Source organism: uncultured Cardiobacterium sp. (genome assembly GCF_938028185.1).
In the GTDB taxonomy this organism is placed as follows: domain Bacteria; phylum Pseudomonadota; class Gammaproteobacteria; order Cardiobacteriales; family Cardiobacteriaceae; genus Cardiobacterium.
Window position 1 is genome coordinate 1 of record NZ_CALJAH010000009.1, and the last position, 14,876, is coordinate 14,876.

Consider the following 14,876-nt stretch of genomic DNA (forward strand, 5'->3'; position numbering starts at 1 on the left):
AGCGCAAGAAGCGCCGTATGCCATTTACATACACTTGAGCGCTCGATGTGTATGTGGTGGTTTTTCGCCGCTTCAGCGCGAGAAGCACCGTATGCCATTTACATACACCTGGGTGCTCGATGTGTATGTAAATGTGGGTCTGCGAACAATGCAGCAAGCGTGAAAATCAAACGTCAATTTGTAAATTGTCAGCGCTCACCCCCTCCCCAACCCTCCCCCGCTGCGGGTGCTGGCGCACCCTGCGAGGGAGGGGGCATATCGGTGGTTTTTCTCCGCTTCAGCGCGAGAAGCACCGTATGCCATTTACATACACCTGAGCGCTTGATGTGTATGTAAACAGGGAGGGGGTCAGTTTGCCACTTCGGTTTTCAGCGCCAGCGCGTGGATTTCGTTGCTGCCGAGGATGTCGCCGAGGGCGTTCATCACGGTGCGGTGTTGTTCGAGGCGGCTTTTGCCCGCGAATCCGGCGGAGCGGATGTGGGCGCTGTAGTGGACGCCGTCGAAGGTGTGCAGGCTGATTTCGGCGTCGGGCAGGACGGCTTTGATGCGGGCGGTGATCAGTTCTTCTTGCATGGTTGGCTCATGGCGGGCAGGTCGATTTCGTAGAGGGCGAGGAGTTCGGTGAGGACGGGCGGCAGGTTTTGCCAGTTGAGTGTTTTGTGTTGCCACGCGGCGAGGGCGGCGAGCCAGACCAGCGCGGCAACGCCGACGCTGTCGGCCTGTTGCAGGGTGCTCGCGTCTATGGCGAGGGTGTCGGGCAGGGGCTCGTCGCGCAGGCGTTTGCCGTCCAGCGCCGGAATGGTCAAGGCGGGGTGCAGTTGCAGCACCCCGCCGTGGTGGGTTCCGAGGGCGGCGAGGCTCATTCGTCGCCTTTCATGGTTTTGATTTTGGCGATGAGTTTGTCAAGCCCGCCCTGGTTGATGTCGGTGTCGAAGCTGTTGCGGTAGCTGGAGAGGATGGAGACGTTTTCAAAGGAGACGTCGTACATTTTCCATTGTCCCGCCTTGTAGCGCAGGCTGAAGACGACGATGGCCTGTTTGCCGTTTTTGTCGCGCACCTGGATGCGGATGTCGCTGCGCTGGTATTTGTCCACCGGCGAGGCGCTGAGTATTTTTACCGCTTCATCGACCGGGGTTCCGGCGTAGTTCGTCCAGCCGCGCGAGTAAACGCGCACCAGCAGGTCGCGGAAGGCGGCGGTGAAGTCGGCTTTTTGTTGTGCGCTGGCATCGCGCCAGTGGCGGCCAAGGACGATTTGCGACATCAGCTCGAAGTCCATGTACGGCAGCACTTCGCTTTTGATGAGGTCGCTGAAGGCGCCGGGGTTGCTGCGGTAGCGGCTCTGGTTGGCGTTCAACTGGGTGAAGACGGTTTTCGCCTGTTGTTCGACCAGCGCCTTGGCATCGTCGGCGGTCGGCTGGGCGGCAAAGGTCACGGCGGATACGGCCGCGAGGGCGAGGCTCATGAGGATTTTTTTCATGGGGATGACTCCTGGGTTGTGGTTTTTGACGCATCGTCCTTGGCGGACATCTGTGTCACGAATTGCTGAATCAGCTTTTCCAATACCATAGACGAACCGGTGTACTGAATGGTATCGCCATTTTGTAACATCGCCGGATCGCCACCGGGGACGACGCCGATGTATTTTTCGCCGAGCAGGCCTGCGGTCAGGATGTCGGCGCTGCTGTCCAGCGGCAGGCGGTCGTATTCGCCGGAGATTTCCAGCACGACTTTCGCCTTGTAGGTTTCCTGATCGTAGCCGATGGATTTCACCTTGCCGATTTGCACGCCGGCCATCGTCACCTTGGCGTTTTTCGACAGGCCGCTAATGTCGGCAAAATCGGCATTGACCTGATACGGATGGCTCATGCGGAAGCCGCGCGCGTTGCTCGCCTGCAACGCCAAAAAAACCATCCCGGCGAGCGCCAGCAGGACAAACAGCCCCACGGCGACGGATATACTGCGATTCGATTGCACATCAACCTCCAAACAACATCGCGGTCAAAACAAAATTGAGGCCGAGGACGGCGAGCGAAGACATCACCACCGTCGTCGTCGTTGCCCGCGACATCCCGCTCGCGGTCGGCAGGCAACTGAAACCCTGATACACGGCAATCGCCGCGCACACCCAGCCGAAAACCAGACTTTTCAACAGCATCCCGCGCACGACATCGCTCCCGAAATCGACGCTGTTCTGCATTCCCGACCAAAAAACACCGTCATCGAGGCCGAGATAGACCACCCCGACCAGATGCGCGCCGATGATGGCAATGGCGACAAACAAAACCGTCAGCAGCGGCAGGGCAAACAGCGCGCCCAAAAAACGCGGCACGCCGACCTGCGCCACCGGCTCAATCGCCATCATCTCCATCGCCGCGAGCTGCTCGGTCGTCTTCATCAAACCGACCTCGGCGGTAATCGCCGACCCGGCGCGCCCGGCAAAGAGCAGCGCACTCACCACCGGCCCCAGCTCCCGCAACAGCGACAGCGCCACCATCGTGCCGAGCGACTGCTCCGCGCCGAAGCGCACCATCGTCGTATAAGCCTGAAACGACAGCACCATGCCGACGAACAGCCCGGCGACCAAAATAATCGGCAGCGACAACACGCCCGCCGCATACGTCGCGCGCAGCGTCAGCAGCGGCTTGCGCAACAAAATCGCGACATGACGCATCAGCGCCAGCGCGAACAACGAAAAATTGCCCAAAGCGGCGAGACAGGCGATTGTCGCCGCCCCTACCGCCGCCAAACCATTGATAACCGCCTTCATCGCATCCGCTCCAGCAAACCCTGCGCATAATCGGCGGCCGGAAAATGAAACGCCACCGGGCCGTCCGCCTCGGCGTGCATAAACTGATGCACCAGCGGGTCAGAACTCGCGTACAACGTCGCCGGTGCGCCGTTGGCAATCAACTTGCCGCCGGAAAACAGCAGCACGCGGTCGGCAATCTTGCTCACCTCGGCCACATCATGTGACACCACAAAACTGGTCATGCGCAGACCATCATTCAAATCGCGCACCAAGCGGGTCAGCACGCCGAGCGAAATCGGGTCCTGCCCGGTAAACGGCTCATCATAAATCATCAACTCCGGGTCAAAAGCAATTGCGCGGGCAAGTGCCACCCGCCGCGCCATGCCACCGGACAACTCCGCCGGCATCAGCGCCGCCGCGCCGCGCAGACCGACACGCTGCAACTTCATCAGCGCCACCGCCTCAATCAGGCGGCGGTCCAGCCGCGTCTTTTCACGCAGCGGAAACGCGACATTCTCCGCCACCGACATATCCGAAAACAGCGCGCCGGACTGGAACAACATACTCATCCGCCGCCGCAGCCGCATCAGCGCGGCGCGCGACAACTGCGGCACCTGCTCGCCCAGCACCTCGACCGTGCCCGCATCCGGGCGCAACTGCCCGGACAAAAGACGCATCAACGTCGTCTTGCCGGTGCCGGAAGGCCCCATCACGGCGACAACCTCGCCGCGCGGAATCACAAAACTCACATCATCAAAAATCTTGCGGCTGCCGCGCGCAAACGACAAATGCGCGACCCGCACCACATAATCAACCATGTGTCACCTCCCCGGCCAGCGCCAACACCGCCTGCCACTCGGCGGGCGACACCGGCGACACCGACAAACGGCTGCCCTTGCGCACCACCTCCATCCCGGCCAGCGCCGGAACATCCTTCAATTGCGAGAGCGACACCATTGCCGCAAACGCGCGGACAAACTGCACGATGACCAAATCCCAGCGCGGTGCATCCACCGATGCCTTCGCATCAAAATAACGGCTTTCCGGGTCAAACTGCGTCGGGTCAGGGCGCGCCTCGCCGACAATCTCCACCACGCCAACAATACCGGAGGGTTTCGCGTTGGAATGATAAAAAAACGCCTGGTCGCCGGTGCGCATCTGCCGCATAAAATTGCGCGCCTGAAAATTGCGCACACCGTCCCACGGCTCGCGCTGCTCAGGGCGGGCGCGCAAATCATCAAGCGAAAAATTGCCCGGCTCGGATTTCAACAACCAATAATTCATGAACCAAGAGGGTGAAAAAAGAAGGCGCGCATCATACCGACAAAGGTGCTGGTATGCCAATGGCAAAGCCCCTCACGGGGAGGGGCTGTTTGCATTTAGCGGTGAGGCTTTCCCGGCTAGGCTAGGCGCAGTCGACTGGAACAGCTCGCACCGCGACAAGTTATTGCTCGCGCCGAGAGAGAGCCCCAACAAACCGAATGCTGAACAATCTTCCGTTATTGGGTTACGCGCTAACTCAACCTATCAAAGGTTTACCGGCTGAATTGTAAACGGCTCTTAGCGTTGCAGCGCGTCTTCGTTCACCTTGATTTTTGCCTGGCGGTAAAGCCAAGCGCCGATGTTGGCGTAGGTGCCAGTCAGTTGCTGCATTTGCCATTGTTGGCTGAGGTTTTGGCGCACGTTGTCGGGCAGTTTGGCCGGGTCGCCGTCGGCAACGCTGTCGAGGCGGGCGACGAGCAGGTTGCCATCTGGGGTGTCGAGGGTGGTGAGGCGTTCGCTGTGGTTGTAGAGTTCGAGCACGAGCGGGTTGTTGGTGTCGTAGCGGCTGGCCGGGGCGACGGTTTCGGTGGTCGCCTGATATTCGCTGGCGAGTGCGGCGGCTTTGTCCGCGCTTTCGCCCAGTGCTTTTTTCAGCGCCTCGCCGCGTTCGTGCAGGGTGGCGTCGGCCTGCTCGTTGCGGTAATCGGTCTCTACCTGGGCGCGCACCTCGGCAAACGGGCGCGGCTGCGGTTTTTCGCGGTGGGTGATGGTGAAGAACAGGGTGCGCTGCGGTGCGATTTCGACCGGTTCGCCGGTTTTGTTGTCGGCGAGTGCCTTGGCGCCAAAGAGTTGCTCTTGCAGGGCGGGGTTGTGCAGCCAGTCGGTGTTGTCGCTCGCGGCGGTGATGCCGCTCAGGGTTTCGGTTTTGCCGCCGGTGATTTGGGTGATGGTACTGAGCGGTTTGCCGCTTTGTGCGGCGTCAAAGGCCTGGTTGGCGTGGTCGTTGTAGGCGGTTTCGTTTTCGGCGGCGGCGAGGCGGCGCAGTTCGTCGTCGCTGCGGTTGCCGCTGTCGATGGTGCCGAGTTCGACGAGGATGTTGCCGTATTCGCTGTTGATGACGGGCGAGGTGTCGCCGGTTTTTTCGAGGGCAAACAGCGCTTCGTCCACTTCGGGGCTGACGCCTTTGCCTTTGGCGTTGGGCGAGAGTTCGCCGGTTTGGCCAGCGAGGGTTTTGTTTTCAACCGCCTGCCAGTAGTCGGCGAAGGTTTTTTCGCCCGCCTTGATGGTGGCGGCGGCGTCAGCGGCGGCTTTGGCGTCGTCGATGATGAGGTAGCGTCCGCCACGGCGTTCGCTGCTGCTGCGCGCCTTGGCGATTTGTTCGTCGCTCACCGGCAGGTCGGCGATGTCGTAGATGGTGTAGTTGATGTCCACGCTTTCCGGGGTGGCGTAGCGCTCGCCGTGCGCTTCGTAGTATTTTTGCAGGTCGGCTTCGCTCACGCTGATGGCGGCGGCGATGGGCGCGCGCGGGAGGGTGTAGAGGGTGTAGCCGCGTTGTTGGGCGGCGCTTTGCAGGTAGTGCTGTTCGAGCGGGCTGTTGCCGTTGCCCGCTTGCAACGCGGCGTAGTAGCCATTGATGCTTTGTTCGCGGCGGACGCTTTCCTGGAAGGTGTCGGCGCGCAGGCCGCGGCTGTTGAGGAATTGCTGGTAGGTTTTGTCGTCGCCGAATTGTTGTTTGATGATGCGGTAGAGGGCGCTGTCCGGCAGGCGGTAGCGGCTGTCCAGCGCGTGCTGTTCAAACAGGCTGCGTTCGATCAGGGCGCGCACGGTGCGCTGTTTGAGTTCGGTTTCGCTGAGGCCGGGGCTTTGTTGCTGGACGTCGCGGTAGGCGTTGTTGTAGGCGCTCAGCGGGATGTCCTGGCCGTTGACGGTGGCGACGGTCATGTCCGGGCCGTGGTTGAAGAAGGGAACGCCGATGAACAGCATACCGATACCGGCGATGATGACGAGCAGATAGGTGATTCGGTTGGTTTTTTTTTCGCGGATGTCTTCGAGCATGGGAGCGGTTTTCCGTGGGATTGATGAAGGCGCGGATTGTATCGCCGCCGCCGCCAACTTGCCATACAGGCATGAAAAAAGCGCCCCTTGCGGAGCGCTTTTGGGCAGGTGCCGTTTATTCGACGACGACTTTGCCACGCATCACGGCATAGTGGCCGGGGAATGAGCAGAAGAAGTCGTAATCACCACCAGCTTCGAGTTTGTCGGTCTTGAAGGTGACGCTGTCTTTTTCACCGCCGCCAACGACTTTGGTGTGGGCGATAACGCGCTCGTCGTCAGCCTTGACGTAGTTGGTTGCCGCACCGGCTGCGCCACCGTCCTTGACGACCGCATCAACATCAGCGGTTTTGGTGATGACGACGTTGTGTCCCATCGCGGCGGCAGGCAGTTTACCGATGTGATCAACTTCAACGGTAAATTCCGGGCAGCTTGCCTTGTTGATCTTGATTTCCTTGATGTCGAATTTCATCGCATCGTCGCCTTTGACCACGGCCTTGCAGGCGCCATCCGCAGCGGCTTCTGCCGGTTTGGCAGCGTCAGCGGCGGCAGCCTCGGCCGGTTTGGCGTCTTCGGCGAGGGCGGCAACGCTCATCAGGGCGACAATGGCAGGAATCATCAGTTTTTTCATGGGGGTACCTCTTGTGTTGTGGAAGGGAATTTCCGCGGCGCATGGTATGCGGGCGGGCGGCGAAAAGCAATGTGAAAGTTTCCTGATTGCAGGATTTTCACACGGCTTTCACATGGCGATTGGGTTATTGCGCCTGGCCGACGGCGACCAGCGTCGCGCGCAGCATCGCGCTGACGGTGTCCTGGCTGTAGGCGATGCCGGTGTGCAGGTGCTCGCCAATCATCAGCTGGACGTAGGCGACCGCCTGCGCGTCGGTGGATTTGCTCATCGCGTGTTCGGCGTAGTTGGCGACGCTGATGGTGAGGCCGGTGTGGCTTTGCAGGGCGTCGATGAAGGCGCTCATCGCACCGTTGCCGTTGCCGCTGATGTTTACCGCGCGGCCGTGGTCGTGCAGGGTCGCTTCCAGATGGTCGTGTTGGCCTTGACGGCGCAGGGTGTAGTCGTCCAGATGCAGCGGGCTGTCGTGCAGGTAGCGCGCTTCAAAGAGGGCGATGATGTCCTGGCTGGTGAGTTCTTTTTGCGTGCGCTCGCTTTCGGCCTGGACTTTTTGTGCGAAGTCGATTTGTAGCCAGCGCGGGACGTTCAGGCCGTAGTCGCGGGCGAGGATGTAGGCGACGCCGCCTTTGCCAGACTGGCTGTTGATGCGTACCACGTCCTGATAGCTGCGGCCAATGTCAAGCGGGTCGATGGGCAGGTAGGCGATGTCCCAGATACCATCTGATTCTTTTTCCAGCGATTTTTTGATGGCGTCCTGATGCGAGCCGGAGAAGGCGGTGAAGACGAGTTCGCCAATGTAGGGGTGGCGCGGGTGTACCGGCAGGTTGTTGCATTCGCTGACGATGTGGACGATGTCGTTCATGCGCGAGAAGTCGAGGCCGGGGTCGATGCCCTGGCTGTAGAGGTTCATCGCCATAATCATGATGTCCATGTTGCCGGTGCGTTCGCCGTTGCCAAGCAGCGTGCCTTCAACGCGGTCAGCGCCCGCCATCACCGCCAGTTCGGAGGCGGCGACGGCGCAGCCGCGGTCGTTGTGGGTGTGGACGCTGATCACGACGTCTTTGCGGCAGGAGAGTTTGCGGCAGAAGTATTCGATTTGGTCGGCGTAGAGGTTCGGCGTGCAGGCCTCCACCGTGTTCGGCAGGTTGAGGATGACTTTGCGCCCCGCCCACGGCTGCCAGACTTGGCAGACGGCCTCGCAGACCTCGACGGCAAAATCCGGCTCCGTCTGGGAGAAGCTCTCCGGCGAATACTCGAAAATCCAGCGGCTGCCGGGGTGCTGGGCGGCGCGCTCCTTCAGCAGTTCGGCGCCGAAGCAGGCGATGGCGATGATTTCGGCCCGGGATTTCTCGTAGACCTTCTCGCGCTGGACCCGGGAGGTGGGGTTGTAGAGATGGACCACGGCCTGTTTCACGCCCTGAAGCGCTTCGAAGGTGCGGTCGATGAGGTGTTCGCGCGCCTGTACGAGGACTTGGATGGTGACGTCGTCAGGGATATGGCCGCCTTCGATGAGCAGGCGGGTGAAGTCGTATTCAATCTGCGAGGCGGCGGGGAAGCCGATTTCGATTTCCTTGAAGCCGCAGGATACCAGCAGCTTGAAAAAGCGCAGCTTTTGCTCGATGGTCATCGGGTCAATCAGCGCCTGGTTGCCGTCGCGCAAATCGACGCTGACCCAGACGGGCGCTTTGTCGATGGTTTTGTCCGGCCAGGTACGGTCGGGCAGCTGCGGGGCGAAGGCGAAGGGACGGTATTTGCGGTGGTCAAAGCGGCTCATGGTGGCTCCTGATAAATGAACTTGCGCATTATAGCTACGGTTTATGCAAATTACCCGGCAAATACCGCGCGATTATGCGGTATAATGAGAGAAATTTACCAACTTGCACGCTTTTATGAGTGATATTCACCTGACGCTTGACGACACCGACAAGAAAATCCTGCGCATTCTCGCGGACGATGGCCGCATCAACAATCTGGCGCTGGCGGAAGCCATCAACCTCTCGCCCACGCCGTGCGCGCGGCGGGTGAAGCGACTGGAAGAAGCGGGAATTATCGAAGGCTACCGTGCCATCGTCAATCGCCGCGCGCTTGGCTACTCGCTCAGCGCTTTCATCGCCGTCACCCTCGACCACCACACGCCGGAGCGCTTTACCGCCTTTGAAGAACAGGTGAGCAGCTTCCCGGAAGTCATCCGCATGAGCATCGTGACGGGGCGCGCCGAGGATTACCTGTTGCAGGTGCTGGTCGGCAATATGCAGGAATTTGAAGAATTTCTGCTGGGCAAGCTGAACCGCATCCCCGGCGTGATTAACGTCCATTCCAGCTTTGAAATGCGCTGCGTTTTCGAGCGGCAACCGCAGCCGTAGCGCCTGTTCAATACAGCAGTTTGCGCGTATTATTCCCGGCAAATCAGACACAAAAAAAGGAATCCGCTTGCTTATGGGCAACAAAAACAAACTGGGGCGTCTCGTGCAGGAAACCGCCGGATTTTCCTACGAATTTATCCGTCATCCGAAAAAAATGGGCAGCGTCATCCCCTCGTCGCGGATGCTGGCACGGGCGATGCGCCGCACCGCGCAGGATTACGGCGCGCCCAACAGCATCGTCATCGAAGCGGGCGCGGGCACGGGCGCGATTACCCGCGAGCTGGTCGCCCATTTCCCCGCCGAGCGCCTGCTGATTAACGAGCTCAACCCGCGCCTGGCCCGCCGCCTGCGCGACCGCTTCCCCAACAACACCGTGCGCCGCGGCGGCGTGGAAGCGCTGGAAGTGTGGACGCAGCCCGCGCCGAAAACCATCGTCTCCTCGTTGCCGTTCCGCTCGCTGCCGCCGGAGATTGGCGCAGAAATCGAGCGCGTCTTCTTCGCCGCGCTGCGCGAAAACCCGGCCAACGTCCTCGTCCAGTTCACCTACGGACAAAAATCGCCGCTCAACCTGCCGCCAGAGTCGGACATCAGCGGCGAGCGCGTCACCTACGCCTGGCTCAACTTCCCGCCCGCGCGCATCTGGATTTACCGCTGCCGCAAATAGCCACCACCACCCCGCCATTTCATGAACAAAAGACAAATCGCCAGCACCGTCGCCAAAGTCGAACAATACTGCATCAAACGCGGCGTGCGCCTCACTCCCATCCGCCGCCAGGTACTTGAGCTGTTGCTGACCTATCCCAACGTCGTCAAGGCCTACGAAATCCTCGACGAACTGAAAAAACAGCGCAAAAACGCCGCACCGCCGACCGTGTACCGCGCGCTGGACTTCTTCGTGGAAATCGGCGTGCTGCACCGCGCCGAATCGCTGAACGGCTTTGTCTTTTGCAGTCATTTTGACGAAGCGCACACCAGCGTCATCCTGAACTGCACCCACTGCGGTGCCACGGAAGAACTCGCGGCGGAAGAACCGGTGGACATCCTGCTCGCCTTCTGCCGTGAGCGGGGCTTTACTGTGCAGGACGGTCCGCTGGTGCTATCCGGTGAATGCGCGCGCTGCCATGCCGGGCACGCGCTAGCGAAAGGCGCATAACCTCCAACCCATAGGATCTCCATGCAAGACATCAGCGTTATCCTCGCCCATCCCTACACCCACAGCCTGAACGCCGCCATCGCCGCGACCGTCGTCGCGACACTGGAAAAGAATGGCTACAGCGTGCACTTTCACGATCTCTACCAGGAAGGCTTCAACCCGCTCATCAACGGGCAGGAGCTGGTTGCAGACGACAGCAGCGACCCCCTCCTGCGCCAGCACCAAGAAGAAATCTGCCGCGCACACGGCATCATCATCGTCCACCCCAACTGGTGGGGGCAGCCGCCCGCCATTCTCAAGGGCTGGGTGGACCGCGTCCTGCGGGAAAACACCGCCTACACCTTCCCCACCGGCGACAACGGCGGCGGCCTGCCCATCGGCCAACTGCCGGCCAAAGCCGCCTTGGTCTTCAACACCTCAAACACCCCCGCCCAGCGCGAACAGGACGTCTTCGGCGACCCGCTCGAGCGCATCTGGAAAGACTGCATCTTCGCCTTCTGCGGCGTCCACGCCTTTGACCGTCTCATGTTCCGGGTTGTCGCCGACAGCGACGAAGCGACACGGCAGCACTGGCTGCAACAAGCGGCGGAAATGGTCAACAAACACTTCCCTGCCACCGCATAAAACCCTGCCGCATCCTTTATAATGCGGCGTTTTTTACAGTACAGGCAGACCACACTATGGAACTCAACCTCACCTACGAACGCATCAAAGACCTGCAAGCGCGCGAGGCGGCGCTCAGGGGGTATCTTTGACTACGCCGTAAAAGCCGAACGCCTCGAAGAAGTCGAACGCGAGCTGGAGCGCCCCTCCATCTGGGACAACCCCGAAGAAGCGACCAAACTGGGGCAAGAACGCGCCGCGCTGGCAGGCGTCGTCCACGGTCTTGATGAAATCCGCCAGGGCCTGCAGGACGCCTTTGACCTCATCGAACTGGCAGAGGCGGAAAACGACGAGGCGACAGTAAACGCCGCGCTGGAAGACGTCAGCCGCATCGAACGCCGCATTGAAGATTTGGAATTCCGCCGGATGTTCTCCGGCGAGCTTGACCCGAACAACGCTTTCCTTGACATCCAGGCCGGTTCCGGCGGTACCGAAGCGCAGGACTGGGCATCGATGCTGCTGCGGATGTACTTGCGCTGGGGCGAAGCGCGCGGCTTCAAGACGGAGCTCATCGAAGAATCGCCGGGCGACGTCGCCGGCATCAAGTCCGCCACCATCGAATTTACCGGCGAGTACGCCTACGGCTGGCTGCGCACCGAAATTGGCGTGCACCGTCTGGTGCGCAAATCGCCGTTTGATTCCGGCAACCGCCGCCACACCTCGTTTGCCGCCGTCTTCGTCTCGCCGGAAATTGACGACAACATCGAGATTGAAATCAACCCCGCCGATTTGCGCGTCGATGTTTACCGCGCGAGTGGCGCGGGCGGGCAGCACGTCAACCGTACCGAATCGGCGGTGCGCATCACCCACCTGCCGACCAACATCGTCGTGCAATCACAAAACAGCCGCAGCCAGCACGAAAACCGCAGCACCTGCATGAAGCAACTGCGCGCCAAACTCTACGAACTGGAACTGAGCAAACGCAGCGCCAACGCGCAAGCGATTGAGGACAGCAAATCCGACATCGGTTGGGGCAACCAAATCCGTTCCTACGTCCTCGACCAGTCGCGCATCAAAGACCTGCGCACCGGCTACGAAACCAGCAACACCCAGGCCGTCCTCGATGGCGGACTCGATCCCTTCCTCCAGGCCAGCCTGAAACAAGGAGTAGAAGCATGACCACCCAACCACAAGCCGACGAAAACAAACTCATCGCCGAGCGTCGGCAAAAACTCGCCGCCATCCGCACGCGCGGCGTCGCCTTCCCCAACCACGCCCGCCCCACCCACAAGGCCGCCGCCCTGCACGCGCAGTTTGACGGCGTCGCAGATGCCGACCAACTCACCGCTGCCGGCGAAATCACCGTTGCCGGGCGCATGATGAGCAAGCGCGTCATGGGCAAAGCGAGCTTCACCGCCATCCAGGACGGCAGCGGCGCGCGCATCCAGCTCTATCTCAGCCGCGACGAACTGCCGGAAGGCCGCTACGCCGACTTCAAAACCTGGGACGTGGGCGACATCATCAGCGCGCGCGGCAAACTGTTTCGCACCCAGACCGGCGAGCTGACTATCCACGCCGACGACGTCGAGCTGCTGACCAAATCGCTGCGCCCGCTGCCGGAAAAATACCACGGTCTCTCCGACCAGGAAACGCGCTACCGCCAGCGCTACGTTGACCTCATCACCAACGAAGCGAGCCGCAAAACCTTCATCACCCGCAACAAAATCGTGCGCTACATCCGCCACTTCTTTGAAGGCCGCGACTTCATGGAAGTGGAAACGCCGATGATGCACCCCATCCCCGGCGGCGCCACGGCAAAACCCTTCATCACCCACCACAACGCGCTCGATATGCCGCTTTACCTGCGCATCGCGCCGGAGCTGTACCTGAAGCGCCTCGTCGTCGGCGGCTTTGAACGCGTCTTTGAAATCAACCGCAGCTTCCGGAACGAAGGCGTCTCCACCCGGCACAACCCCGAATTCACCATGCTGGAGTTCTATCAGGCCTACGCCGACTACCGCGACCTGATGGATCTCACCGAAGCGCTCTTTCAGGGACTGGCGCGTGAAGTCCTCGGCAGCCCGCAAATTACCTATCAGGGCGTGGCCATCGACCTCGGCCAGCCGTTCGCGCGCCTCGCCATGACCGACGCCATCCGCCAATACGCGCCGCAGCACGCCGCGCTTCTCGATGACCCCGCCGCGCTCGCCGCCGTCCTGCGCGACGAATACAAACAAAAAGCGGATGCGGCAATGGCTATCGGCAGCCTGCACACCCTGCTCTTTGAAGAAGCCGTTGAACACCAACTGGTACAACCCACCTTCATCACCGCCTACCCGTCCGTCGTCTCGCCGCTGGCGCGCCGCAACGACGACACGCCGGACATCTGCGACCGCTTTGAACTCTTCATCGGCGGGCGCGAAGTCGCCAACGGCTTCTCCGAACTCAACGACGCCGAAGACCAGGCCGAACGCTTCCGCGCCCAGGCTGCCGCCTTCGACGCGGGCGACGACGAAGCCATGCACTACGACGCCGACTACATCCGCGCCCTCGAATACGGGATGCCGCCGACCGCGGGCGAAGGCATCGGCATCGACCGCCTCGTCATGCTGCTCACCGACGCGCCCTCCATCCGCGACGTCCTCCTCTTCCCGCATATGCGCCCCGAATAACGGAGACCAACCATGCAACTGCACAAAATCGCTGCCCTCGCCGCCGCCCTCCTCGCCGCGGGCGCGCAGGCCGAAAAATACCAACTGCCGCCCGCCGACATCAGCGTCGTCGGCCAGGTCCAACAAATCAGCGCGCGCCAGGGCGAAACCTTCTACGAAATCGGCCGCGAATACGGCATCGGCTACGACGCGATGGAACACGCCAACCAGGGGCGCGACCCGCTCTACCTCAAAGAAGGCGAACAAGTCCTGCTGCCGACCCGCTTCATCCTGCCGGACGCGCCGCGCGAAGGCATCGTCATCAACCTGCCGGAAATGCGCCTCTACTACTACCCGCCGGGCGAAAACGCCGTTTACGTCTATGCCATCGGCATCGGCCGCGAAGGCTGGGGCACACCGAAAGGCATCCTCAGCATCGCCGACAAACGCGCCAACCCGACCTGGACACCGCCCGCCTCCATCCGCGCCGAACACGCGGCCAACGGCGACCCGCTGCCCGCCGTCGTTCCCGCAGGACCCGACAACCCGCTGGGACTCTTCGCCATGCGCCTCTCCAACCCGTCCTACCTGCTGCACGGCACCAACAAACCCGAAGGCGTGGGAATGCGCGTCTCGCACGGCTGCATCCGCCTCTACCCCGAAGGCATCGAAGAACTGTTCGGCATGGTCGCCGTCGGCACCAAAGTAAACATCGTCAATCAGCCGATGAAAGTGGGCTGGTTCGGCGACAGTATGTACCTCGAATTCCACGCGCCGCTGGGCGAAGACGCACGCACGCTGGAGCAGAACCTCGCGGAAGCGCGTGACACCGTGCACCGCAGCATCGAAAGCCGCGGCCTGCAAGTCTCAAACGACCTGATTGACGCCGTGGTACGCGAAGAAAGCGGGATGCCGGTCGAAGTCGCCTACCGCTGACCAACCCGCCGCCAAAAACGCCGCCTCTGCGGCGTTTTTTACATAAAAACACCGCCTAACCCCATGAACCTCCCCTTCCTCCCCTACAACCTCGCCCGCCAACCCGACCGCAAACACGTCCGCCTCCTCGTCGCCCCCGACGCGCGCACCGGCGAATACTGGTACGAAAACCTCAAATACTGGCTGGGCGATACCAATTCGCTCTACTGGTTCAGCGACTGGGAAACCCTGCCCTATGACCAATACACGCCGCATCCCGACCTCGTCGCCGAACGGCTGCGGGTACTCGCCGAACTGCCGACGCGCAGCCACGGCACCGTTATCGCGAGCGCCGCCGCGCTGCGCCAGCGCCTCTGCCCGCAAACCCACCTCGACAAATACGGCATCCACCTTGCCCTTGGCGACCGCCTCGCGCGCGACGCCCTCATCCAGCGCCTCAATGACGCGGGCTACCAGCGCAGCGCGCACCACATCAGCG

Annotated in this window: 17 protein-coding genes and 1 pseudogene; 8 read left to right on the forward strand and 10 right to left on the reverse strand. The window is 61.3% G+C overall.

What is annotated here, in order from left to right; translation table 11 throughout:
- Positions 1–348: 348 nt before the first annotated feature.
- From Q0349_RS00405 to leuA, 10 genes are all read right to left on the reverse strand, one after another.
- A complete protein-coding gene (locus Q0349_RS00405) occupies positions 349–573 on the reverse strand; it encodes a BolA/IbaG family iron-sulfur metabolism protein (protein WP_298078749.1) in 225 nt (74 codons plus the stop codon).
- Positions 558–863, reverse strand: a complete 306-nt coding sequence (locus Q0349_RS00410) for an STAS domain-containing protein (protein WP_298078750.1) — start codon at positions 861–863, stop codon at positions 558–560. Before Q0349_RS00410 ends, Q0349_RS00405 begins: the two co-directional genes overlap by 16 nt.
- On the reverse strand, positions 860–1,477 hold the full coding sequence (locus Q0349_RS00415; RefSeq protein ID WP_298078751.1) for a phospholipid-binding protein MlaC: 618 nt from the start codon (positions 1,475–1,477) through the stop codon (positions 860–862). The genes Q0349_RS00410 and Q0349_RS00415 overlap by 4 nt, the downstream gene beginning before the upstream one ends.
- Complete coding sequence (gene mlaD / locus Q0349_RS00420; RefSeq protein WP_298078752.1) at positions 1,474–1,974, reverse strand: outer membrane lipid asymmetry maintenance protein MlaD; 501 nt, start codon at positions 1,972–1,974, stop codon at positions 1,474–1,476. The genes Q0349_RS00415 and mlaD overlap by 4 nt, the downstream gene beginning before the upstream one ends.
- Position 1,975: 1 nt before the next feature.
- Positions 1,976–2,767 carry a lipid asymmetry maintenance ABC transporter permease subunit MlaE gene (mlaE, locus tag Q0349_RS00425; protein ID WP_298078753.1) on the reverse strand — a complete coding sequence of 264 codons (792 nt, stop codon included), beginning with the start codon at positions 2,765–2,767 and terminating at the stop codon, positions 1,976–1,978.
- Positions 2,764–3,567 carry an ABC transporter ATP-binding protein gene (locus Q0349_RS00430; protein ID WP_298078755.1) on the reverse strand — a complete coding sequence of 268 codons (804 nt, stop codon included), beginning with the start codon at positions 3,565–3,567 and terminating at the stop codon, positions 2,764–2,766. The genes mlaE and Q0349_RS00430 overlap by 4 nt, the downstream gene beginning before the upstream one ends.
- Positions 3,560–4,033 (reverse strand): EVE domain-containing protein, encoded by a 474-nt coding sequence (locus Q0349_RS00435; RefSeq protein ID WP_366916247.1) that lies wholly within the window; start codon positions 4,031–4,033, stop codon positions 3,560–3,562. Before Q0349_RS00435 ends, Q0349_RS00430 begins: the two co-directional genes overlap by 8 nt.
- 276 nt (positions 4,034–4,309) lie before the next feature.
- On the reverse strand, positions 4,310–6,067 hold the full coding sequence (locus Q0349_RS00440; protein WP_298078757.1) for a peptidylprolyl isomerase: 1,758 nt from the start codon (positions 6,065–6,067) through the stop codon (positions 4,310–4,312).
- A 115-nt stretch (positions 6,068–6,182) separates the two neighbouring features.
- Positions 6,183–6,695: an azurin gene (gene azu, locus Q0349_RS00445; protein WP_298078759.1), complete on the reverse strand. Its 513-nt coding sequence runs from the start codon at positions 6,693–6,695 to the stop codon at positions 6,183–6,185.
- A gap of 124 nt (positions 6,696–6,819) precedes the next feature.
- Entirely contained in the window at positions 6,820–8,466 is a 1,647-nt protein-coding gene (gene leuA / locus Q0349_RS00450) for a 2-isopropylmalate synthase (protein WP_298078760.1), read from the reverse strand.
- 115 nt (positions 8,467–8,581) lie between these two features.
- On the opposite strand from leuA, the gene Q0349_RS00455 reads away from it, so the two are divergent.
- From Q0349_RS00455 to Q0349_RS00490, 8 genes and pseudogenes are all read left to right on the forward strand, one after another.
- Positions 8,582–9,055 (forward strand): Lrp/AsnC family transcriptional regulator, encoded by a 474-nt coding sequence (locus tag Q0349_RS00455; RefSeq protein WP_298078762.1) that lies wholly within the window; start codon positions 8,582–8,584, stop codon positions 9,053–9,055.
- Between the two features lie 73 nt (positions 9,056–9,128).
- Complete coding sequence (locus tag Q0349_RS00460; RefSeq protein ID WP_298078763.1) at positions 9,129–9,719, forward strand: phospholipid methyltransferase; 591 nt, start codon at positions 9,129–9,131, stop codon at positions 9,717–9,719.
- Between the two features lie 21 nt (positions 9,720–9,740).
- Entirely contained in the window at positions 9,741–10,208 is a 468-nt protein-coding gene (locus Q0349_RS00465) for a Fur family transcriptional regulator (RefSeq protein ID WP_298078765.1), read from the forward strand.
- 21 nt (positions 10,209–10,229) lie between these two features.
- Entirely contained in the window at positions 10,230–10,832 is a 603-nt protein-coding gene (locus tag Q0349_RS00470) for an NAD(P)H-dependent oxidoreductase (RefSeq protein ID WP_298078768.1), read from the forward strand.
- Positions 10,833–10,888: 56 nt separating this feature from the next.
- Positions 10,889–11,990, forward strand: a protein-coding gene (gene prfB / locus Q0349_RS00475; protein WP_298078770.1) for a peptide chain release factor 2 whose coding sequence is annotated in 2 segments (ribosomal slippage) — positions 10,889–10,960 and positions 10,962–11,990 — 1,101 coding nt in all. Because the reading frame shifts where the segments join, the coding sequence is not laid out codon by codon here.
- Positions 11,987–13,483, forward strand: a complete 1,497-nt coding sequence (lysS, locus tag Q0349_RS00480; protein WP_298078771.1) for a lysine--tRNA ligase — start codon at positions 11,987–11,989, stop codon at positions 13,481–13,483. The genes prfB and lysS overlap by 4 nt, the downstream gene beginning before the upstream one ends.
- A gap of 12 nt (positions 13,484–13,495) precedes the next feature.
- Positions 13,496–14,398 carry a L,D-transpeptidase family protein gene (locus tag Q0349_RS00485; RefSeq protein ID WP_298078773.1) on the forward strand — a complete coding sequence of 301 codons (903 nt, stop codon included), beginning with the start codon at positions 13,496–13,498 and terminating at the stop codon, positions 14,396–14,398.
- A gap of 63 nt (positions 14,399–14,461) precedes the next feature.
- A pseudogene (locus Q0349_RS00490) lies at positions 14,462–14,876 on the forward strand (transcription-repair coupling factor); the annotation flags it as partial.